Source organism: Agromyces sp. NPDC055520 (assembly GCF_053619715.1).
In genome coordinates, this window is record NZ_JBSHJY010000002.1 from 43,039 (window position 1) to 63,705 (window position 20,667).

Here is a 20,667-nt window from a genome sequence, read left to right on the forward strand (position 1 = left end):
CTGATCAGGCGGGTTCGGTGGTCGTCGGCGCCGGATCGGGTGGGGCGGGTTCGGTGGTCGACGGCGCCGGATCGGGTGGGGCGGGCTCGGTGGGCGGGTCGGTTGCGGGGTCGGGTACGGGGTCGGTCGTCGGGTCCGTTGTCGGGTCCGTTGTCGGGTCGGGTGGGGGCGGGTCGCTCGTCGGCGGGGTGGTGGGGTCGACCGTCGGCAGGATCGGATCATCGGACGGCGGAGTGGTACCGCCCGGCTCGTCGACCGCCTGCACCGGGGCGGGCGACGTCGCGCCCGGCACGCCGGGGCGAGCCTGGGGCTGGTCGTCGACGGGGCTGAGGCGGGTACTCGGTCGCCGCTCGCCGGCGGAGTCATCCACTCGTTCGAAGACCTCGGAATCGGTGAGCGGGGCGACCGGCGACAGCGCCTTCGCGAATGGCGAGATCGCCTTCGACGCCGTGTCCGTGCCGGGTGACGGCGCGGTCTCGGGCGAGTCCGATCCGCCGTCATCGCTGGAGGAGGCGGTCAGGTCGTAGGCGGTCATCCGCCAGCCGGCGGCCATCGTGCCGCCGAAGACGATGGCCCCCGAGAGCAGTGCGACGGCGCCCGCCAGCAGCCACGGCGATCGGCGCCGTGCTGCGCGGTCAGGTGTCGGACGCAGGAGCGCGAACGCGCCGGCCAGGCGTGCGACGAGCAGCCCGCGGCCGGGGCCCTCGACCGCTTCGGCATCGATGTCTGCATCGATGCCGACGTTCGGGCCGGCGGTCGGTTCGGCGGTCGGGTCGGCCACGGTGTCGTCGGCCTCGGCATCGAGGGTCGCGAGAGCGGATGACGCGGCGGCCACGCCTCCCGGGTGCAACTGGCCGATCGCCGTGCGTGCCGCGCCCATGGCGATCGACGCCTTGGGGTCCGCGTCGACCGCGAGCGGGCGGTCGAACCGCTCCGAGAGGCGCTGAGCGACGAGCGGGATGCGCGAAGACCCCCCGATGAGGAGGATCGCCTCGAGCTGATCGGCGGTGAGGTCGGCCGAGTCGATCGCCTTCTCGAGCACGCCGAGCGTCGTGTCGAGTTCGCCGTCGATCATGCGCTCGAACTCGGAGCGGGTCAGTCGCACGCTCGATCGGCTCGGCGGGATCAGCACCGGCACCGTGGCATCCGAATCGAACGACAGCGCCTCCTTCGCGTCGACGGCCTCACGGCGCAACTGTGAGAGGGCGAGTCGGGTGTCGGGGTCGTCGACCGCCAAGGCGGATGCATCCAGGCCGGATGCCGCGATGACATGCCGGAGCACGCGGTCGTCGAAGTTCGCTCCTCCGAGGTCGTCGAGGCCGGCCGGCTCGCCGGCCAAGGTGAACTCCGAGTCTGCGCCCTTGCGCAGCACCACTGCGTCGAAGGTGCCGCCGCCCAGGTCGTACACCGCGAGCGCCTGCCCTGGCTCGAGCGGTCGAGTCGACTCGTAGTGGCGCGCCGCGGCCTCGGGCTCCGTGATCAAGGCCACCTCGTCGATGCCGAGGCGGGCGAGCGCCGCTCTGATCAGGCCGAGGCGGTGCGATCCCCAGGCCGTGGGGTGGGTCAGCGAGATCGAATCGGGTCGCGAGCCCATCCGCTCGGTGACAGCCGCCACGACCGACGCGAAGGTCTCCGCGTACAGCGTCTCGGGGGAGAGTGAGCGCCCGCCGACAACGAGTGGCACGCCATCGCCGATGCTGCGCTTGAACTCGCGCACGAGCCGTTCGGGTTGCGTGACCCCTCTGCGCTCCGCCGCGTCGCCGAACAGCAGTTCGCCGTCACCCGAGACGAAGACGACGGTCGCAACGCAGTCGCCCTTGCGCCCCAGCGTGAACGGTACGGTGCTGATGCTTCCGTCGTGCTCGACGCGTGCAGTCGCCGCCGCGACCCGGCTGGTTCCGATGTCGACCGCGAGCACGTATGCGTTGTCCCCCATTTTACGTGAACCACATCCCCGACTCGGTGTGAACAGCGCCACTATGTGTGAACAGCGCCACTATATGGCGATGCGCAAGAGTCCGCGAGAGGGCGGGCACCTTGGGGTGTACCCCAGTTCGGGCGACACGACGATGATCGGGGATCGGGTGCGAGAGAGTGCGCCGATGCCCGGATGCGGTGCCGGCGCGGTGCCGGAATCGTCATACCGAGGGTCAGCGGGTTATGATGACTTTCGCGCGTGCGCACCAGCATTCGCAAGGAGACGTCGCATAGTCCGGCCGAGTGCACCACCCTGCTAAGGTGGAGTCCCCGTAAGGGGACCAGGGGTTCAAATCCCCTCGTCTCCGCACTCTCCACATCTCATCGAAGGCCTCCGCGCGCTGCGGAGGTCTTTCGTGTTTCCGCGGCGGTGGCTCCGCCGGTCCGCGGAACCGCCCGGCCCGCTTTCGCCCCCGAAATGGGGCTTGTCGGTGGCCGTCGCTACTATTGACTGGTCAATCGACCTTTAGGGGCATCACACATGCAACGAATCATCACTTCAACGGCGCTCGTCTTCGCGGGCGCCCTGCTTCTCTCGGGCTGCGCCACAAGCGGCGGCACCGAGGCGAGCGCGACCGCCGACTCGTGCGAGGTCGTCCGCGTCGAGGTGCGCGACGTCTCGAACGGCGCGCAGAACGCGATCCTGACCGCGTCCGACCCGGCCGAGCTCGAGGCCTACCTCGCCTCGCTCTCCGAGCGTGTCGACGCACTCGACGAGCAGGCGGCCGACGACTCGGCGCTCGCCGATGCACTCGACGCGTTCGACGAGAAGATCGACGCGGCGAGCGAGTGGGCGCAGACGCTGCCCACCGAAGCCGAGGTCGAGGCCGGCGCCGAGATCGACGCCGACGCGCAGGCCGCGCAGACCGCGGACATCCAGGCCGCAGCGGTCAAGGTCACCGAGGTCTGCACCGCCGAATAGGCGGCCGTCGAGGCCGCCGCTGTTCGGCAGCGCCGAACGGGCAGCCGTCGAGGCCGCCGCTGTTCGGCACCGCCGAACGGGCAGCCGTCGAGGCCGCACCCGTTCGGCAGCGCCGAGCGGCCCGACCCGTACCGCACGCGTGAGCGCGCGGCATCCGTTCATTCGGAGGCCGCGCGCTTTCGCGTGCCGGCGGCCTTCTTCTTCGCATCGGCGGCCGAGCCCGACTTCGCGCCCGAGCCCGCCCCCGAGCCTGCCCCCGCACTCTCTCGCGCGTCGCGCTTTGCGGCGATCGACTGGCGCAGCGCCTCCATGAGGTCGATGACCTCACCGCCGGCCTCCTCTTCGGGCTCCTCGCCGAAGGTCGCCGCGGTGTCGATGCCCTCGCCCTGCTCGAGCTTGGCCGCGATGAGGGTGCGCAGCTCCTGCTGGTACTCGTCGACGTACTGCTCGGGGTCGAAGTCGGCGACGAGGCTCTCGACGAGCTGCTTCGAGAGGTCGAGCTCTTTCGCCGAGATCTTCACCGGCTCCGAGAGAGAGGCGAAGTCGGCGGCGCGCACCTCGTCGCTCCAGAGCAGGGTCTGCACCATGAGCACGTCGCCGTGCACCCGCAGGGCGGCGAGACGCGTCTTCTGCCGCAGCGCCATCTGCACGATCGCGGTGCGGTCGGTCGACTCGAGCGTCTCGCGCAGCAGCACGTAGGCCTTCGACGAGGCCGAGTCGGGCTCGAGGTAGTAGCTGCGGTCGAACATGATCGGGTCGATCTGATCGCTCGGTACGAACTCGAGCACCTCGATCTCGCGGCTGCGTTCGGCCGGCAGCGACTTCAGGTCGTCATCGGTGATGACGACGGTCTGCTCGCCGTCGTCGTACGCCTTGTCGATGTTCTTGAAGTCGACGACCTTGCCGCACACCTCGCACTTGCGCTGGTACCTGATGCGCCCACCGTCTTCATCGTGCACCTGGTGCAGTGACACATCGTGGTCTTCGGTGGCGCTGTACAGCTTGACGGGCACATTGACGAGGCCGAATGTGACCGCCCCCTTCCAGACGGCTCGCATGCCTCCAGTACACACCAGTGGCACGCATGCGCGATACCCCTCGCGCTTGGCGATCGGATTTGTACGAGTCGCACGATGATTCGGGCGACACGCCGGTCGTGGGCGGCGTGTCGCCCGAATCACCCTGCAACTCGCGAGCCGGTGACGCACGAGACGTGACGGTATGGCATCCGGCCCGGCACGGGCATGATGGGGGAATGGTCGACGGCGCGCGCCAACTCGTCGAGGTCGACGGCCGCCGCCTGCGGCTGACGAACCTCGACAAGATCATGTATCCCGAGACGGGCATGACCAAGGGCGAGGTGATCTCCTACTACGCGGAGATCGCCGCCGTCATGGTGCCGCTCGTCGCCGGGCGGCCGGTCACGCGCAAGCGCTGGGTCCACGGCGTCGGCACAGTGGATGCCCCTGCGCTCCCGTTCTTCGAGAAGAATCTCGCCGAGCACGCTCCCGAGTGGGTGCGCCGCGGTGTGCAGCACCATGCCGACGGCGACAAGTCGTATCCCATCGCCGGCGACCGGGCGACCCTCGTCTGGCTCGCGCAGCAGGCGGCGCTCGAGCTGCACGTGCCGCAGTGGCGATTCGACGCGCGCGGCGAGCCGGCGAATCCCGATCGCATGGTCTTCGACCTCGACCCGGGCGAGGGCATGGGCCTCGCCGAGTGCGCCGAGGTCGCGAGACTCGTGCGCGACCTCATCGCGGGCATGGGCCTCGACGCGGTGCCGGTGACGAGCGGCAGCAAGGGCATCCACCTCTACGCGGCGCTCGACGGCTCGCAGAGCTCCGACCAGGTCTCAGCGGTCGCGCACGAGCTCGCGCGTGCGCTCGAGGCCGACCACACCGAGCTCGTGGTCTCGAGCATGCGCAAGACGCTGCGCGCGGGGCGCGTGCTCATCGACTGGAGCCAGAACAACGGCAAGAAGACGACGATCGCGCCGTACTCGTTGCGGGGGCGCCCGCGCCCGACCGTCGCGGCGCCGCGCACGTGGGAGGAGCTCGAGGATTCGGGGCTGCGTCAGCTCGAGGCATCCGAAGTGCTCGAACGCGTCGCGCAGTTCGGCGACCCGATGCGGGCGCTCGGCGAGCACTCACACGGCGGGCCGCTCGCGCAGTACCTGTCGATGCGCAGCGCGGGCGCCACGCCCGAGCCCATGCCGTCCTCGGCATGGGGCGAGGCGAGTGCAGGGGACCCGCGGTTCGTGATCCAGGAGCACCGCGCCCGGCGACTGCACTTCGACCTGCGGCTCGAGCGCGACGGCGTGCTGAAGAGCTGGGCTGTGCCGAAGGGCGTGCCGGACTCGTCGGGCACGAACCACCTGGCCGTGCAGACCGAGGATCACCCGATGGAGTACGCCGCGTTCGAGGGCACGATCCCGAAGGGCGAGTACGGCGCCGGCTCGATGACCATCTGGGACGCGGGCACCTACGCCACAGAGAAATGGCGCGACGACGAGATCATCATCGATGTCGACGGGCGGCCGGGCGGGCCGCTCGGCGGGCCGGTGCGACTCGCACTCATCCGCACCGATGGCCAGGGCGAGAAGAGTTCGTGGCTGCTGCACCGCATGAAGGACCAGCGGAACGCCGCCGACGGCGGGTCGTCGACGCGAAAGCCCGCTGAGTCGCCCGACGTCGAGTCGCCCGACTCTGTACGAAGTCGGGCGACTCGAGAGGGCACCGGGGGCGGGGGCGGGGTCGGCGCGATCACGCAGCGGCCGATGCTCGCGACCGCCGCGACGCTCGGCATGCTCGCGGGCGAAGACTGGGCGCTCGAGTGGAAGTGGGACGGCATCCGCGTGCTCGCCCGCGTCGAGGCGGGCGCCGTGCGGCTCGTCAGTCGTAACGGCATCGACATCACCGCCCGCTATCCCGAGTTCGCCGCACTGCCGTCGGTCGTGCGCGGCGATGCTCTGCTCGACGGGGAGATCGTCGCCCTCGACGCCGACGGCCGCCCCGATTTCGGGCGTCTGCAGCATCGGATGAACCTCACTCGGGCGCGCGAGATCGAGCGGGCCGCGGCATCCGTGCCGGTGCGTCTGCTGTTGTTCGACGTGCTCGAGGTCGGTGGCCGACCCGTCGTCGACGAGCCCTATCGGGAGCGCCGCGCGCGGCTCGCCGGACTCGTTCGGGCCAAGCGCGGCGTGCCGATCGAGGTGCCGGCGCCCGCGACCGGCGGCGCGGCGCTCGGCGACCCCGCCGAGGCGCTCGAAGAGAGCCGTCGGCTCGGGCTCGAGGGGCTCGTCGCGAAGCGACCCGACTCGCCGTATCGCCCCGGCGCCCGCAGCGGCGACTGGCTGAAGCTCAAGCTCACCCTCACGCAAGAGGTCGTGATCGGCGGCTACCGGCGCGGCGTCGGCACGCGCACCGGGCGCATCCGCTCGCTGCTCGTCGGCATCCCGGGCGAGTCCGGTCGCGAGACCGCGGGCCGTGAGACCGCGGGCCGTGACGCCGCCCTTCTCGAGTACGCCGGCCGCGTCGGCTCGGGGTTGGGCGAGCGCGAGCTCGATCGGCTGCTCGCCGCACTCGAACCACTCGTGCAGGCCGAGTCGCCGTTCGCAGAGGTGCCCGCGGCCGACATGAGCGACGCGGTGTGGGTGCGCCCCGAGCTCGTCGGCGAGATCGAGTTCGGCGGCTGGACCAGCACGGGTGTCGCGCGGCACCCGCGCTGGCGGGGGCTGCGCCCCGACAAGTCGCCGGGCGAGGTCGTGCGCGACGGGTGACCGGTGATCGGGACAGGCGGCACTCGGGACCCCCGCTCGCGCGCACCCGCGCGTAGGCTGAGCGGCGTGGGCACTGAAACGCGCAGCGGGCCCGCGCTCGATCCCGAGCGCTGGTGGCCGCACCTGTCGATCGAGGCGAAGCACCGGCTCCTCGCCGATCTCGACGCGAAGATCGATGCCGAGACGGCGGCCGAGATCGAAGCGCTCTGCGGCGGCGCCCCGGCCGAACATCTCGACGAGGCTGCGAAGGCGTTCATCGCGACCCAGATCGAAGCCGTCGACTGACGCGCGCGGCCGCCGAAGGTCGCGAGGGGCGCTTCAGTAGCGGGATGCCGCGGCTCGCGCCGTGTCATGGGTGCGGCGTACCGTGGGCTCGTGGAGCATCCCCGAGTCGTCGATCCGCGGCATCCGCTCGTCGAGCGCGTGCGCGCCCTGTGTCTTGCGCTGCCCGAGGCCGTCGAGGTCGAGGCGTGGGGGCGCCCGACGTTCCGTGCCGCGAAGCCGATCTTCGTGCACGTGAGCGCTTCGATGGACCGGCCGCTCTCGATCGTGCTGAAGACCGATCCCGATGAGCACCTGGCCCTCGTACAGGACGCGCGCTTTTTCGGCCCGCCCTACTACGACCGCGACCACTGGGTCGGGGTCGACCTCGATCGACCCGACACCGACTGGGCGCTCATCGCCGAGCTCGTCGAGACGTCGTACCGGCAGGTCGCGAACCGGCGGCAGCTCACGGCGCTCGATGCGCTGCGGCCCGAGCACGCCGAGCGTTGAGGCGCGGTGGTTCAGCGCTGCTCGAAGTGCGGTGCTCGAGAGCACGGTGCTCGATTGGCGAGATCTGAACGCGTGCGTTAGAGTTACGTGGTTGCCTGATCGCGAAGTTAGCGCGGGCGACATCCCATGCGCCCGTAGCTCAACGGATAGAGCATCTGACTACGGATCAGAAGGTTGGGGGTTCGAATCCCTCCGGGCGCACACTGGTTGAGACAGTAGCAGAACGGCTCGCGAAAGCGGGCCGTTCGTGTTTTCCGGCCCGCCCGGGCCCACCCTCGCGTCCGCTCGCGGCCCGCCCGCGGGCTGTACAGCCGCTCTGCGCGACCGCGAGTTTCCCTGAGAGTCCACTGAGCAGCGGCGTCGTTCGTACGATCGACACGAGACACGGCGGTGCCGCGGCGATTAGGATCGCCTCACGTCTGATTCCCGGGATCGAGAGTTCGGCTATGAGGGGTGCGTACGCCGGGGTCGACCCGGTTTCGTTGAACCGGATCGTTGTCGCTCCACTGCGTGCGATGGTTGCCGGCACCGCCGAGCGTGTGGGGCACGCTCGGCCCAGAGGGCTGCGCTCGCCAGGGCTGCGCCCGCCAGAGCCGAGCCTGCAAGAACTGCATTCGCGACGGCTCCGCTCGCGACGGGTGGCCTCCCACCTCCGTCGCATGTACGCGCTGCTGATCGCCCTGGCGGTCTCGATCGTGCTTTATCGCGCCCTCGACCCCGGGTACTCGGCGTCGGCCGGCGCGCACCCGATCGACGTGTTCTGGATCCTGCCGGCACTGGCCGGGGGCGCCGCCGTCGGGGCGTGCCTCACCGTGGCATCGGCGTCGAGCGCCGGCATCGTCGGTCTCGCGCGGCTCGGTCTCCCGGCCGTGCGCGTCGCGTCGCGCTCGATCGCCAACGGTCTGACGTGGGCCGCGATCGCCGTGCTCGCGGTGCACTTCACGGCGGGGGCGTTCGAGTGGTTCCCCGGCGGGCATGAGTGGGCAGGCGTCCTCCTCGGCATCGGGTTCGGGCTCGGCACATTTCGCCTGCACCGTCACGCGATCGAGCACGAGGCGTACCGCACGTTCAACCTCGTGGCGATGCTGCTCGCCGCCGGCAGCCTCGCGAGTATGAGCATCACCCCGACCGGCGACTGGTGGCGGCACAACTTCAGCACCCTCGGCACCTCGAACGATCTCGCGGCGGCGTGCTTCAACACCGCCCTCATCGTGTCGGGGCTCGGCATGGCGGGCCTCTCTGCACTGCTCACCCGTTCGCTCGCGCACGGGCCGTTCGGGCTCCGGCCCGGCGCCCGCAGCACGATGCGGCTGCTCATCGCCCTCGTCGGCGTCGCGCTCATGGGGGTCGGCCTCGTTCCGATCGACACCGACACCGCACTGCACAACACCTTCGCGATCGCCGCCGCCGCGGCATTCGCGTTGCTGTGCCTCTGCGTGCAGGTCTTCGCCCCGAGCATTCCCCTCGGGTTCGCCTGGTTCTCGTACCTCTCGCTCGCGGCCGAGGCGCTCGCGATGGTGGCGTACGACCTGTTCGGGGTCTTCAACCTCACCGTGTTCGAACTCGTGGCGTTCACACTCGTGTTCGCCTGGCTCATCGCACTCGTGGTCGCGACGGTGCATCAGCACGGTGACGGCGAAGCGGATGTCGCGGCACTGCCACGAGGCATCCGTCGCGGGTCTGCACGGCCGGCCGTGGCGATGCACGGCGTGCCGCCCGGTGGTCGCTCCCGTGCACGGCGCAGCGGCCAGGTCGCCCCACCCCGAACGGTGCGTCTCCGCTCGGTCGCCGCACCGTCGACACCGACGCGTCGACGCCGGAGTCTGCGCCGCGCTCGGCGAACCGGCCGCAGCGGTCGGGTAGAGTCACGCCATGGCCACCGACATCGTCGACATCGTCCGCAACGATGACCGTCACCGTTACGACCTCACGTTCGGGGGTGAGCGTGCGGGCTTCGCGCAGTATCGCCTCGACGATGGCGTGATCGTCTTCACGCACACCGTAGTACTGCCCGAGTTCGAGGGTCGAGGGCTCGGCAGCAAGCTGGCCCGGTTCGTGCTCGACGATGCGGTCGCCCGGGGCGAGCGCATCGTGCCCGTGTGCCCGTTCATCGCCGCCTACCTTCGTCGACACGAGGAGTACGAGGCATCCGTCGACTGGCCTGACGCCCCCTGACATTCGCCGCCTCCACGGCGTGGCGGCGCACTCGCAACCGCGTGACTCACCCCCCAATCGGGGCAGTACCGACGATGCACGCGGGCGGATACGATTCGATCAGACCCGAGTCGGAACCCGTACCGACCTACTCGCCCTGAACCGGTGAGTCGCGCGACCGACTGCCGTCGTTCGCCCGGGACAAGCTCGCCGAGCTCAGTTCGGGTCGCTCGGCGGGAGTGGTCTCCCTCGGAGACCGCGGTGGGGCGGGAGGTAGGGTTCCCGCCCCACCGTCACGCCCGCCGGTGAGCAGTTCAGCGGGTCTTGTCCGTGCGCTTCGCGCGCCGGGCAGCGGCCTTCCAGATGACGTCGACCGCGATCGCGAGCACGATGATCGCGACGAGGGCGTACGCGGTCGCCGGCTCGTCGACGAGGGTCGTGGTGCAGAAGATGATGAAGGTGCCGAGCGTCGCGATCAGCGCGATGACGAGAACGATGATGCTCGCGCCGGTCTGCCGGTACAGCCGGAAGTGGGCAACCGTCACCGCGGAGAACACGAGCAGCGCCACCGCGCTGCCGATCGAGGCGATCTTGTTCAGGTCGAATCCGAGCACGAGCACGGTCGCCAGCAGGGCCATGACGATCAGTCCGACGGGGAAGCGCCCGAGGGAGCGGCCGAACACGGGAGGGAATTGCCCGACGGAGGCGAGATGCTGCGTCATGCCGATCGAGGGGTAGAGGCCAGCATTGACCGCACCCGTCGTCGAGAAGAGCGCCGTGATCACCATGAGCACATAGCCGGCCTGGCCGAGCGAGGGCTTCGCGGCCTCTGCCAGTGCGGTCGTGCCGTACGCCACGACCTGGTCGGCCGTGAGGGTGCCGAAGACGCCGAGCGACACGGCGACATAGATCGTCGTCGCGATGGCGAGCGCCAGGTAGATCGCGCGCGGAAGCTGCCGCGAGGGGTTCGGAAGGTCTTTCGCCGTGAACGTGATGACGCCGAAACCGAGGAAGGCGAAGAAGGTGAGCGCAACGCTCGCCACGATTTCGCGTGGGTCGGGATAGCCGGCTGGTGCGAGCAGAGCGAGATCGATGTTCGCGATGGTGACGGCCGCGAACACGACGAGGATGCCGAGCACCACGATCACGATGACCGACTGCACGCGGGCGACGGCGGTGGCGCCGACCGTGTTCAGCACCGACATCACGGCGATCAGCGCCACGGCGAGCACCTTCGTCCAGGTCGGATCCCCGCCCGCGACGACCGACGAGGCGTAGCCGCCGAACGCGCTGGCGATCATCGCGACGACGATCGAGCCCGCGGTGAAGAAGAGCCAGGACCCGATGCCCGTGATGTGACCCTCGCCGAAGCCGCGGGAGAGGTAGGTCAGGATGCCGCCGCCCGACGGGTACGTCGCGCCGAGCTTCGCGAAGGAGTACCCCTGGAGTCCTGCGATGATGCCGGCGATCAGGAACGACACCCAGACGGCCGATCCCGCCACCGCGCCGGCGGCGCCCAAGAGGGCGAAGATGCCGGCGCCGACCATCGAGCCGACCCCGATGAAGGTCGCCTGCAGCACGGTCATGCGCTTCTCGGACTGCGGAGCAGACACGGACCCCTCGCCTTCGCCTGAGGTCGGGCGTGGCCGGCCGACCTGTTCGTTCAGCTCTGTTCGATCAGTGATGCTCGGCCGCCGCGAGGCCCTGGATGAAGAGGGTCTGCGCGGCGATCATCCGCTCGATCTCGCCGGGGTCGACGGACTCGTCGGACGCGTGGATGCGCGACTGCGCGGTGTCCTCCGCGCCCCAGAGCACGATCGCCGAACCCGGGGCGACCTTCTGCAGTGACGCCACGAGCGGGATGGAGGCGCCGCTGCCGATCGATTCGACGGGCGCGCCGTAGGCCGCTTCGAGCGCGGCCTCGGCGGCGACGATCGCGGGGTGCGAGGAATCGACGGCGAACGGATGACCCGTCTTCACCTTCTCGACCTCGACCTCGCAGTTCCACGGCCGCTGGGCGCGAAGGTGCGCCATGAGCGCATCGAGCTGCGCGTCGGCGTCGGCACCGGGCACGATGCGCATCGAGAGCTTCGCGGTCACCGAGGGCAGCAGCACGTTCGACGCCTCGGCCGTGTTGGGCAGATCCATGCCGAGCACCGTGACCGAGGGCTTGGCCCAGATGCGGTCGGAGAGCGAGCCGGTGCCGAGGTAGTCGACCCCGGGCAGGATGGCCGAGCCCTCGCGGTAGACGTCCTCCTCCATGTCGGCGCCGGCCCAGTGGCCGCTGTCGACACCGGGGACGACGGTGTCGCCGTGCTCGTCGTGGAGGGTGTCGAGGATGCGGATCATGGCCGTCATGGCGTCGGGGGCCGCACCGCCGAACATGCCGGAGTGCACGGGGTTGGCGAGAGTGCGCACGGTCACCGTGCACGCGACATCCCCTCGGAGGGCGGTCGTGAGACCCGGCCGGCCGACGCGCTGCGGGCCGATGTCGGCGATGACGTAGGCGTCGGCGGCGAAGAGCTCGGGGTTGGCCTCGACGAAGGCCTCGAGGTGGGAGATCGTCTCCTCCTCGCCCTCGACGAGGATCTTCACGCGGCACGGCCGATCGGCGCCGAGGAGCTTCAGCGTGCCGTAGTGGATGACGAGTCCGGACTTGTCATCGGCGGCGCCGCGACCGTACATGCGGCCGTCGTCCCGCGTCACCGGTTCGAATGGCTCGCTCGACCAGCCCTGGCTCTCGGCCGCGGGCTGCACGTCGTAGTGCGCGTAGAGCATCACGGTGGGTGATCCTTCGGGCCCAGGCAGGTCGGCGTAGACGCAGGGGTAGCCGTCGGGGACGTCGAGCAGCTTCACGCCGGCGGCCCCAGCCGCTTCGAAGAGTTCGACGACGGCCGCCCCCATGCGATGCACGGGCTCGGGATCGAACCCCGGAAACGCGACCGACGGGATGCGCACGAGCGTCTCGAGGCGTTCGAGCACTTCGGGCATGAGCCCGGCGGCGGCTGCCTTCACCGTATCGGCGTCGGTCATGGGTTCCTCCTTGACTTGATCTGCGTCGATCGACGACGCGAAACACTCTCTGATGCACTGCTGATCGTGCGACGCATCCGCTCAGGCCGGAACGAGGAGCTGGATCAGGAGCCCCGACCCGACGACCGCGACCCACGAGACGAGCATCGGGATCGTGAACGAGTGCCAGACCGGCACCTGGGTCAGCTTGGTCGAGCCCGTCAGGTCGGTCTCGACGGCGGCGATCTGAGATCCGTTGGCCGGGAAGAGCCAGACGCCGATGAGCGAGGGCCACATCGCCGTGATGATACCGGGGGCGAGGCCGGAGGCGAGGGCGATCGGGATCAGTGTGTTCGTCGTCGCCGACTGACTCGTGGTGAGCCCGCAGACGAGGAACAGTGCGACCGCGAGGAGCAAGGGGTTCGCCTCGATCATCGCGCCGAGCGGTTCGATGATCGTCGCCTCGTTGGCGGAGATGAAGGTGTCGGCCATCCAGGCGATGCCGAACAGCGCCACCGCCGCGACGAAGCCGGCGCGCAGCAGCGGCTGCTCGACCACCAGCGAGGGCTTGACCTTGCGCACGAGGATGATGACGAGCGCCACCGTGAACATGATCATCTCGATGATGGTCGACATGCCGATCGGCACGAGCTCGCCGGCCTCATCGGGGAAGCTCGGGCGGAGGCCGGGGAAGAGTCCGAGGAGCACGATCACCAGGGTGCCGGCGACGAAGATCCATGCGGCCGTCGCACCGCCCGGAGGCACGGGGTGCTCGATGCGTGCGGGCGGGATGTCGGCCGCGGCATCCGAACCGCCCGTGGTCGTCGCCGTCGCACCGGCCGTCGCCGGCGCACCGACCTTCGCGGCGTAGCGGGCCTTCAGCGCGGCCGGCACCTCGACGGTGCCGTCGGCGACCCGCTTCATGAACACCGGGTCGTCGAGCAGGTCCTTGCCGACGCGCTGCTGCACGAGGGAAGCGGCGAGGCAGGCGATGATGGCCGCCGGCACCGTGATGAGGAGGATCTGCGGCAGCCCGTAGCCCGTTCCCTCCATGAGCACGAGGTAGGCCGCCATCGCCGCCGACACCGGGCTCGCCGTGATTCCGAGGCCGGAGGTGACGGTGGAGGCCGCGAGCGCCCGCTCCGGGCGCTGCCCGTTGCGGTATGCCGTCTCGTAGATCACCGGGATCAGCGCGAAGAAGATGTTCGAGGTGCCGGAGAGCACGGTGAAGACGAACGCGACGATCGGTGCGACGTAGGTGAGCCGCTTCGGATTGCGCTGAATGATCTTCGATGCGATCGACACGAGATAGTCGATGCCGCCGGCTGCCTGCATCGCCGACGACGCGGTGATCACCGCGATGATGATGAAGAACGCGTCGATCGGGATGGCGCCGGGTGGCAGTTGGAACACGAACACGAGGATCACCGTGCCGACGACGCCCCAGAGCCCGAGGCCGATGCCGCCGGTTCGGACACCGAGCACGATCGCGCCGATGACGATGCAGCCTTGCAGGATGACGAGCGCAGTGTCCATGACTTCCCCCTGAAGTCCAGCAGACCAACTTCTAGGCTGACAGTAGCGCTGAGGAATGCTGCGCGTCCAGAGCGACTTCTGGCCGCTGAATTCTCGGGGTCGCGCAGATCAGGGTGCTGAGCGGGCGCTACGGTTCGTCGACCTCGGCGCGCAGCCGATTGCAGAGTTCGGCGAGTTTGCGCAGTTCGTCTTCAGAGAGGCTGTCGCCGAACTGGCGGTTGATCGCATCCATGTGGGTGATCGCGACGCGTCGGAACAGGGCGAAGCCCTCTTCAGTGATCGCGACGACCGTGCCGCGCCCGTCGTGCGAGTCGGGCAGCTTCTCGACCAGACCACGGGCGGTGAGCCGGTCGACGAGCCGGCTGACGCTCGGCTGCGTGATGAGCACGTTTCGGTTCAGGTCTTTGAGGCGCAGGCGGCGGCCAGGGGCGCGCGTGATGTTGAACAGCACGTCGTATTCGTTGAGCGAGATGATGTCGCTCGGAAACTCGGCCGCGAGCGCCCGCATGATCGTGACTTGCGCACGGAACAGCGACTCCCATGCGGCGACGGTGATCGCGCGATCTGCCATGCGGGTTCCCCTTCGACGTGGACTGATCCCACAATAGAGAACCGCGGCTGGAATCGGTTGAGGCCTGCATCCGGAATCGGTTGAGGGCCGGTCGTAGAGGCTGACGACCGGCCCTCGCCCTTGCACCAAGAGTGTCCTGCAATCACATTCCGCACCGCCTGCCACAGCAAACAAGCGGTGCACTTCCGAATATATAACGGATCGGTAACAGGCGCTAGTTATCGTTCTGTTATTTTTCGAATGCGTCTGGAACCCGTCTCGAAACGAGCGTCGGAACGGGCGTCGAACGGGCCCTCAGTACAGGTCGGGCGAGGGCGTCGACGCCTGACGGATCGAGACGTCGGCGTGACGGTCGAAGCGGTAGCCGACGCCGCGCACGGTGCGCACGATGTCTTGGTAGTGCGCGAGCTTCGAGCGCAGGCGACGCACGTGCACGTCGATCGTGCGCTCGCTCGGCGCCTCGTCGTCGGCGCTCCAGAGGTTCTCGATGAGCTCGTGCCGGTCGATCGTGCGGCCCTCGCGAAGCACGAGGTACTGCAAGAGCTCGAACTCCTTGTAGGTGAGGCCGGCGGCCTCGCCGTCGAGCAGCACGCGCTTGCGCGAGATGTCGATGATCACGCCGTTGGGGTGGCGGTCGGCGTCGTCGCGGATGCCGCTGCTCTCACGTTGCTTCGCGAGCGCCGACGGATCTTGCAACGCAAGTCGAACGACGTCGACGTCGCGTCCGCCGGCGCCCTCGGGGGCCAGCGCGACGGCGGCGTACGTCTCGGCCGAGGGGGAGACCTCGGCGGTGAGTGCACGCAGCGCCTCGACGATGCGGTGCAGGGTGGTGCCGTCGGCGAGGGCCTTGGCCTCGTCGATGCCGACGTAGAGCACGAATCCACGAGCCTCGGTGCCCTCGGGCACGGCACGAACGCGCGGGGCGGAGGGGGTGGCGGCTGCCGCGGCGGCGGCCGGCTGCAAGGGCTCGGCCGGCTGCGAGAGCTCGGCGGGAGCGGGGCGCAGCGGCGTCGATGCGGCAGCCGGCGCGGCCGACAGCGACGGCGCGGTGCGTGCCTGGATCGTGCGAACGGGGGCGGGGCCGCCGGTGCCGGCGGTGGTGCGAACGGAAGAGGTGCGGACGGGAGCGGGAGCGAATGCGAGAGACATGACGATTCCTTGCGTGAAGGGTGCAGCGACAGACCCTGATTTCAGGGTCTGGGCGAATGGCCGGACGGCCGGGCGAACCCCCGAGATACGGCGGGTTCAGAGGAGTCGGCGCCGATCTGGGTGCGGATCGGCTGCGGAACTCGGCGGTGGGGTCGCGGTCAGCGGCACATTCGACAACACATGGGGGCACGCGCCGGCATCATCATGCCGGTCGTCCTGAGAGCGCCGGGGGCGGTCAGGTTGCGTGCGGTGTCAGTCATGAGCGCCAGTCAAACCGATCGTCGAGCATGTGTCAATTCGTGACGAACTATGACCGGGGTGTTTGTCGCATGCGGTGCGCGCTGCCACGAGGCATCCGGAAGGATCAGTCAGCCTGGTGCGCAATGCGAAAGATTCTGCGATGAACCGATGATCCCAGAAATCTTCCGCGTCAGAATCTCGCGTGGGCGTGTCGCGGTTCGAAGATCCTTCGGGCATGGATCTCGCGGCGCGCCCTTGAACCGTGCCACCCGCGTTGTGCGGCCGAACAGCAGAGCCGCGCGGCCGCGGTGCACTCAGACCGTGCCGTACAGCCGGTCGCCGGCGTCGCCGAGTCCGGGCACGATGTAGCCGAGCTCGTTGAGCCGCTCGTCGACGGCGCCGAGCACGACGGTGACGTCGCCGCGGCCCTCCATCGCCTGCTCGACCGCCGCAAGACCCTCGGGCGCCGCGAGGATGCAGATCGCCGTGACATCCGTCGCCCCGCGCTTCAGCAGGAATTCGATGGCCGCGATGAGCGAGCCGCCCGTGGCGAGCATGGGGTCGAGCACGAAGCACTGGCGGTCGCTCAGGTCGTCGGGCAGGCGCTCGGCGTAGGTCGTCGGCTCGAGCGTCTCTTCGTTGCGCGCCATGCCCAGAAAGCCGACCTCGGCCGTCGGCACGAGCTTCGTCATGCCCTCGAGCATGCCGAGCCCCGCACGCAGGATCGGCACGATGAGCGGCTTGGGCTCGGCGATGCGCACCCCCGTGGTCGGGGCGACGGGGGTCACGATGTCGACCGGCTCGACGCGCACGCCGCGAGTGCCCTCGTAGGCCAGCAGCGTCATGAGCTCTTCGACGAGCGAGCGGAACACGGGTGACGGCGTGTTCGCGTCGCGGAGCACCGTCAGCTTGTGGGTGATGAGCGGGTGGTCGGCAACGTGGACTCGCATAGGCTCGATTCTAGATTGCGGCGGTCTGCTTCCGTCAGACGAGTTCGGCGAAGGGTGAGCGACATGGATGCTTCGGGGCCCGCGATCCACCGCGAGTGGATGCGCCTCGCGCTCGCCGAGGCCGCGGAGGCGCCGGCGACCCGCGACGTTCCCGTCGGAGCCGTCGTCGTCGACGGCTCGGGCCGGGTCATCGCCGCCCGCCGCAACGAGCGCGAGCTGCACGGCGACCCGACGGCGCACGCCGAGCTCTTGGCGCTGCGCTCGGCCGCCGAGGTGACGGGCGACTGGCGGCTCACCGACTGCACGCTCGTCGTGACGCTCGAGCCCTGCGTCATGTGCGCGGGGGCGATCCTCGCGGCGCGCATCCCGACGGTCGTCTTCGGCGCGTGGGACGAGAAGGCCGGCGCCGCGGGCTCGCTCTACGACGTGCTGCGAGACCGACGACTGAACCACCGCGTCGAGGTGTTCGCGGGCGTCGAAGCCGACGCCGCGGCGCGTCTGCTGCTCGACTTCTTCGAGGACCCGCTCAGGCGGTCGTGAGCCCGTCGAGGTACTCGCCGAGAAGTCGGGCGGATGCCTCCTGCGCACGCGGCCCGTACGACGTGCGCTCCTCGCGCAGCTGCTCGCGGCTGAGGCCGTAGTCGGGCAGCTCGTCGCCCCACGCCGCCAGCCAGTCCTCGTGGATCTCGTCGTCGACCTCGGGGTGGAACTGCACGGCGAGCAGCCAGTCGCCCTTCGCGAACGCCTGGTTCTCGTAGGCGCCCGATGAGGCGAGCCGCTCGACGCCCACGGGCAGTTCGAAGGTGTCGCCGTGCCACTGCACCGTCGGCACCCCGGCGAAGTGCCGAACCGGCGAGTTCGCGCCGGCCTCGGTCGGTTCGACCGTCAGCCAGCCGACCTCTTTGCGCGGCCCCTTGTAGACCTCGGCGCCGAGCGTCTTCGCGAGCAGCTGCGCACCGAGGCAGACCCCGAAGATCGGCGCCTCGGCCGCGATGCGGGCGCGCAGCAGCTCGATCTCGTCGGCCAGGTACGGGTAGCGGTCGGTCTCGTACGCGCCCTCGTCGCCGCCCAGTACCACGACGAGGTCGGGCGCGAGGGCATCGAGCGCCGCGACATCCGTCGACGGGGCGTCGACCGTGACGATCTCGTACCCGTGCGCCACGAGGGTGGGGCCCAGGTTGCCGAGACCGATCGCCGAGTCGTGCCGCAGCACCAGGGCGGTGCGGCGGGCCTGCGTCACTCGAGGCCCTTGATGACGATCGCGTCGGTCGGCGGGGCCGGGTGGTTCGGCTCGACGTAGACGTCGGGCTCGATGTAGATCGAGCGTGCCGAGGGCACCGCATCGCGGATGCGCTGCTCGATCACGTTCGTCGCGGCCGACACTTCGAGCAGGCGCTGGTCGGCCGTGAAGCCGAGCTTCGCCGCGATGAGCAGCTCGTCGGGGCCGAGGTAGAGGGTCTTCATGTGGATGATGCGCTCGGCCTCGGGGCCGGCGAGGATCGCCTGCTCGATGCGTGCGAGGTCGTCGTCGTTGGCGCCCTCGCCGACGAGCAGCGACTTCGTCTCGATGCCGAGCACGACGGCCACGACGATGAGCAGCGTGCCGATGAACAGGGTGCCGACGGCGTCGAAGAGCGGGTTGTCGGTGATGATCGTCAGCCCGACGCCGATGAACGCGAAGACGAGACCGAGCAGCGCCGCGACGTCTTCGAGCAGCACGACGGGCAGCTCGGGTGCCTTCGCCCGGCGCACGAACTGCACCCACGTCTGCTTTCCGCGCACGTGGTTCGACTCCTTCACCGCGGTGCGCAGCGAGAAGGACTCGAGCACGATGGCGATCGAGAGCACGAGGATCGGCAGCCACGGCACCTCGAGCGCGTGCGGGTTCTGCAGCTTGTCGATGCCCTCGTAGATCGAGAAGAGCCCGCCGACCGAGAACAGGATGATCGACACGACGAAGGCGTACACGTAACGTTCACGGCCGTAGCCGAAGGGATGCTCCTTGTCGGCGGCCCTTCTCGCCTTGCGGCCGCCGAGGATGAGCAGCAGCTGGTTGCCGGCGTCGGCCACGGAGTGCACCGCCTCGGCGAGCATCGACGACGAACCCGAGAAGAACCACGCGATGAACTTCGTCAGGGCGATGCCCGTGTTGGCGAGGAACGCCGCGATGATGGCCTTGGTTCCGCCCGATGCACTCATGGGAGCAATCCTAAAGGTGCGAGATGGGCGGCGTTCGCGTCGGGCCCGATGCACTCATGGTGCCAATCCTAAAGGGCGGTACCGGGCCGAATCGTCTGGGCGAGACCACAGCATCGGGACCCGAATCTAGGATGGTCGCATGAGTGTCGAGGCCCCCGTCAGACTGCCCGCGATCGCGTTCCTGGGGGCAGGTTCGATGGCCCGCGCCATCCTCACCGGCCTCTTGCAGCCCGGCATCGAGGTCGAGGGCGGCATCCGTGCCACGAACCGCAGCGCCGCGAAGGCGGCCGAGCTCGCCGCACTTCCCGGCGTGGTCGCATACGCCACCGAGACGGATGCCGCGGCCAACCGTCTGGCCGTCGCGGGCGCGAAGCTCGTGGTCGTCGCGGTGAAGCCCGCTATGGTGCCGGCCCTCCTCGAGGAGATCTCCGACGCGCTCGAACCCGGGGCGATCGTCGTGAGCGTCGCGGCCGGCGTCACCATCGCGACGTTCGAGTCGCTCGTGCCCGAATCGGTCTCGGTGATCCGCTCGATGCCGAACACGCCCGCGGTGGTCGGGCGTGCCGTCACGGGCGTCTCGGCCGGCACCCGGTCGAGCGAAGCCGATCTCGCGCTCGCCGTCGCGCTCTTCGGGACCGTCGGCGAGGTGCTCGTCGTGCCCGAGGCGCAGATCGACGCGCTCTCGACGATCTCGGGCTCGGGCCCCGCCTACGTCTTCTACCTGATCGAGCAGCTCACGGCGGCGGCGATCGACAAGGGCTTCACGCCCGAGCAGGCGGCCGTCATGGTCGAGGGCACGTTCTGCGGGGCGAGCGAATTGCTCGCCGCTTCAGACGACGGCCCTGCCGAGCTGCGCCGCCGCGTCACGAGCCCGAACGGCACGACCGAACGCGCCGTCGCCGTGCTCGAGGCGGCAGGCCTCAAGCACGTGTTCGACCGCGCCACCGACGCCGCGCTCGCCCGCGCCCGCGAACTCGCCGCCGGCTGACGGCGCCTCTCGACCCGACGCCGGCGCTTCGTGTTGTGGTGCGAGTCAGTGCGCGGTGCGCGCTTCGCGGGATCGTGCCTTGACGAGCGACTTCGTGAGCCGAACGCTGGCGCCGATCACGAGCACGGCGACGACGGCGCCGACACCCATCGTGAGACCGGCGACGACGGCGTCGGGGTGCTCACGGGTGAGCGTCGGGTTGGTCGCCAATTCGTGCTCGAATCCGGCGGCGAAGCCGATCATGAACAGCCAGCTCGCGACGAGCATCGTCGCGAGGAATGGTGGGATTCTCCTCATGTCACCTCCTTTGCATGACCTGCCAGTATAGCTGATCGTGTAAGAAAATGCCTGAACATGGCCGATTTCGAGAATTCGAGTGGGTTGGCGACAGCGGAAGTGACTTCCCTCGAGGGGTGG

At 69.6% G+C, this 20,667-nt stretch carries 19 protein-coding genes and 2 tRNA genes; 10 read left to right on the top strand and 11 right to left on the bottom strand.

Annotated elements, in window-relative coordinates; genetic code table 11:
- Nucleotides 1-4 precede the first annotated feature (4 nt).
- Complete coding sequence (locus ACWGST_RS01840) at nt 5-1,936, bottom strand: Hsp70 family protein (RefSeq protein ID WP_452044934.1); 1,932 nt, start codon at nt 1,934-1,936, stop codon at nt 5-7.
- Between the two features lie 260 nt (nt 1,937-2,196).
- On the opposite strand from ACWGST_RS01840, the gene ACWGST_RS01845 reads away from it, so the two are divergent.
- Nucleotides 2,197-2,285, top strand: a tRNA-Ser gene (locus ACWGST_RS01845).
- 173 nt (nt 2,286-2,458) lie between these two features.
- Nucleotides 2,459-2,899 carry a hypothetical protein gene (locus ACWGST_RS01850; protein ID WP_452044935.1) on the top strand — a complete coding sequence of 147 codons (441 nt, stop codon included), beginning with the start codon at nt 2,459-2,461 and terminating at the stop codon, nt 2,897-2,899.
- Between the two features lie 158 nt (nt 2,900-3,057).
- On the opposite strand, the gene ku is transcribed toward ACWGST_RS01850, so the two are convergent.
- Nucleotides 3,058-3,957: a non-homologous end joining protein Ku gene (ku, locus tag ACWGST_RS01855; protein WP_452044936.1), complete on the bottom strand. Its 900-nt coding sequence runs from the start codon at nt 3,955-3,957 to the stop codon at nt 3,058-3,060.
- A gap of 197 nt (nt 3,958-4,154) precedes the next feature.
- On the opposite strand from ku, the gene ACWGST_RS01860 reads away from it, so the two are divergent.
- The 6 genes from ACWGST_RS01860 (at nt 4,155) to ACWGST_RS01885 (ending at nt 9,626) form a co-directional block, all read left to right on the top strand.
- The gene (locus ACWGST_RS01860; protein ID WP_452044937.1) at nt 4,155-6,677 is read left to right on the top strand and encodes an ATP-dependent DNA ligase; all 2,523 of its coding nucleotides are present in this window, start codon (nt 4,155-4,157) and stop codon (nt 6,675-6,677) included.
- Between the two features lie 66 nt (nt 6,678-6,743).
- Nucleotides 6,744-6,962, top strand: coding sequence for a hypothetical protein (locus ACWGST_RS01865; protein WP_452044938.1), 219 nt, complete (start codon nt 6,744-6,746; stop codon nt 6,960-6,962).
- A gap of 90 nt (nt 6,963-7,052) precedes the next feature.
- Nucleotides 7,053-7,451, top strand: coding sequence for an MmcQ/YjbR family DNA-binding protein (locus ACWGST_RS01870; protein WP_452044939.1), 399 nt, complete (start codon nt 7,053-7,055; stop codon nt 7,449-7,451).
- A 128-nt stretch (nt 7,452-7,579) separates the two neighbouring features.
- A tRNA-Arg gene (locus tag ACWGST_RS01875) sits at nt 7,580-7,652 on the top strand.
- Between the two features lie 437 nt (nt 7,653-8,089).
- On the top strand, nt 8,090-9,361 hold the full coding sequence (locus ACWGST_RS01880; protein WP_452044940.1) for a DUF998 domain-containing protein: 1,272 nt from the start codon (nt 8,090-8,092) through the stop codon (nt 9,359-9,361).
- Complete coding sequence (locus ACWGST_RS01885) at nt 9,324-9,626, top strand: GNAT family N-acetyltransferase (RefSeq protein ID WP_452044941.1); 303 nt, start codon at nt 9,324-9,326, stop codon at nt 9,624-9,626. The genes ACWGST_RS01880 and ACWGST_RS01885 overlap by 38 nt, the downstream gene beginning before the upstream one ends.
- Nucleotides 9,627-9,919: 293 nt before the next feature.
- Here the strand turns inward: ACWGST_RS01885 and ACWGST_RS01890 are convergent, their stop codons facing one another.
- The 6 genes from ACWGST_RS01890 to upp all read right to left on the bottom strand — a co-directional run bounded on the left by ACWGST_RS01890 (nt 9,920) and on the right by upp (nt 17,063).
- A complete protein-coding gene (locus ACWGST_RS01890; protein WP_452044942.1) occupies nt 9,920-11,218 on the bottom strand; it encodes an APC family permease in 1,299 nt (432 codons plus the stop codon).
- 64 nt (nt 11,219-11,282) lie between these two features.
- Nucleotides 11,283-12,638 (bottom strand): M20/M25/M40 family metallo-hydrolase, encoded by a 1,356-nt coding sequence (locus tag ACWGST_RS01895; protein ID WP_452044943.1) that lies wholly within the window; start codon nt 12,636-12,638, stop codon nt 11,283-11,285.
- Nucleotides 12,639-12,719: 81 nt separating this feature from the next.
- Nucleotides 12,720-14,153, bottom strand: a complete 1,434-nt coding sequence (locus ACWGST_RS01900; protein ID WP_452044944.1) for an anaerobic C4-dicarboxylate transporter family protein — start codon at nt 14,151-14,153, stop codon at nt 12,720-12,722.
- A 127-nt stretch (nt 14,154-14,280) separates the two neighbouring features.
- A complete protein-coding gene (locus tag ACWGST_RS01905; protein ID WP_452044945.1) occupies nt 14,281-14,724 on the bottom strand; it encodes a MarR family winged helix-turn-helix transcriptional regulator in 444 nt (147 codons plus the stop codon).
- A gap of 294 nt (nt 14,725-15,018) precedes the next feature.
- Nucleotides 15,019-15,873 carry a winged helix-turn-helix domain-containing protein gene (locus ACWGST_RS01910; RefSeq protein ID WP_452044946.1) on the bottom strand — a complete coding sequence of 285 codons (855 nt, stop codon included), beginning with the start codon at nt 15,871-15,873 and terminating at the stop codon, nt 15,019-15,021.
- 554 nt (nt 15,874-16,427) lie between these two features.
- Nucleotides 16,428-17,063 carry a uracil phosphoribosyltransferase gene (upp, locus tag ACWGST_RS01915; protein WP_452044947.1) on the bottom strand — a complete coding sequence of 212 codons (636 nt, stop codon included), beginning with the start codon at nt 17,061-17,063 and terminating at the stop codon, nt 16,428-16,430.
- 63 nt (nt 17,064-17,126) lie between these two features.
- Here upp and tadA point away from each other — a divergent pair, with 63 nt between their 5' ends.
- Nucleotides 17,127-17,603, top strand: a complete 477-nt coding sequence (gene tadA / locus ACWGST_RS01920; RefSeq protein WP_452044948.1) for a tRNA adenosine(34) deaminase TadA — start codon at nt 17,127-17,129, stop codon at nt 17,601-17,603.
- Here tadA and ACWGST_RS01925 read toward each other — a convergent pair.
- Nucleotides 17,590-18,303: a glutamine amidotransferase-related protein gene (locus ACWGST_RS01925; RefSeq protein ID WP_452044949.1), complete on the bottom strand. Its 714-nt coding sequence runs from the start codon at nt 18,301-18,303 to the stop codon at nt 17,590-17,592. The genes tadA and ACWGST_RS01925 overlap by 14 nt on opposite strands.
- Nucleotides 18,300-19,262, bottom strand: a complete 963-nt coding sequence (locus tag ACWGST_RS01930; protein ID WP_452044950.1) for a cation diffusion facilitator family transporter — start codon at nt 19,260-19,262, stop codon at nt 18,300-18,302. The genes ACWGST_RS01925 and ACWGST_RS01930 overlap by 4 nt, the downstream gene beginning before the upstream one ends.
- 139 nt (nt 19,263-19,401) lie before the next feature.
- On the opposite strand from ACWGST_RS01930, the gene proC reads away from it, so the two are divergent.
- Nucleotides 19,402-20,250, top strand: coding sequence for a pyrroline-5-carboxylate reductase (gene proC, locus ACWGST_RS01935; RefSeq protein WP_452044951.1), 849 nt, complete (start codon nt 19,402-19,404; stop codon nt 20,248-20,250).
- 45 nt (nt 20,251-20,295) lie between these two features.
- Here proC and ACWGST_RS01940 read toward each other — a convergent pair whose 3' ends face one another.
- A complete protein-coding gene (locus ACWGST_RS01940; protein WP_452044952.1) occupies nt 20,296-20,547 on the bottom strand; it encodes a hypothetical protein in 252 nt (83 codons plus the stop codon).
- Nucleotides 20,548-20,667 lie beyond the last annotated feature (120 nt).

Coding starts and splice junctions, on each gene's coding strand:
- ACWGST_RS01900 (WP_452044944.1), bottom strand. CDS start 14,153: ATGGACACTGCGCTCGTCATCCTGCAAGGCTGCATCGTCATCGGCGCG.
- ACWGST_RS01840 (WP_452044934.1), bottom strand. CDS start 1,936: ATGGGGGACAACGCATACGTGCTCGCGGTCGACATCGGAACCAGCCGG.
- ku (WP_452044936.1), bottom strand. CDS start 3,957: ATGCGAGCCGTCTGGAAGGGGGCGGTCACATTCGGCCTCGTCAATGTG.
- ACWGST_RS01940 (WP_452044952.1), bottom strand. CDS start 20,547: ATGAGGAGAATCCCACCATTCCTCGCGACGATGCTCGTCGCGAGCTGG.
- ACWGST_RS01905 (WP_452044945.1), bottom strand. CDS start 14,724: ATGGCAGATCGCGCGATCACCGTCGCCGCATGGGAGTCGCTGTTCCGT.
- ACWGST_RS01850 (WP_452044935.1), top strand. CDS start 2,459: ATGCAACGAATCATCACTTCAACGGCGCTCGTCTTCGCGGGCGCCCTG.
- ACWGST_RS01930 (WP_452044950.1), bottom strand. CDS start 19,262: ATGAGTGCATCGGGCGGAACCAAGGCCATCATCGCGGCGTTCCTCGCC.
- tadA (WP_452044948.1), top strand. CDS start 17,127: ATGGATGCTTCGGGGCCCGCGATCCACCGCGAGTGGATGCGCCTCGCG.
- ACWGST_RS01885 (WP_452044941.1), top strand. CDS start 9,324: ATGGCCACCGACATCGTCGACATCGTCCGCAACGATGACCGTCACCGT.
- proC (WP_452044951.1), top strand. CDS start 19,402: ATGAGTGTCGAGGCCCCCGTCAGACTGCCCGCGATCGCGTTCCTGGGG.
- ACWGST_RS01910 (WP_452044946.1), bottom strand. CDS start 15,873: ATGTCTCTCGCATTCGCTCCCGCTCCCGTCCGCACCTCTTCCGTTCGC.
- ACWGST_RS01895 (WP_452044943.1), bottom strand. CDS start 12,638: ATGACCGACGCCGATACGGTGAAGGCAGCCGCCGCCGGGCTCATGCCC.
- ACWGST_RS01860 (WP_452044937.1), top strand. CDS start 4,155: ATGGTCGACGGCGCGCGCCAACTCGTCGAGGTCGACGGCCGCCGCCTG.
- upp (WP_452044947.1), bottom strand. CDS start 17,063: ATGCGAGTCCACGTTGCCGACCACCCGCTCATCACCCACAAGCTGACG.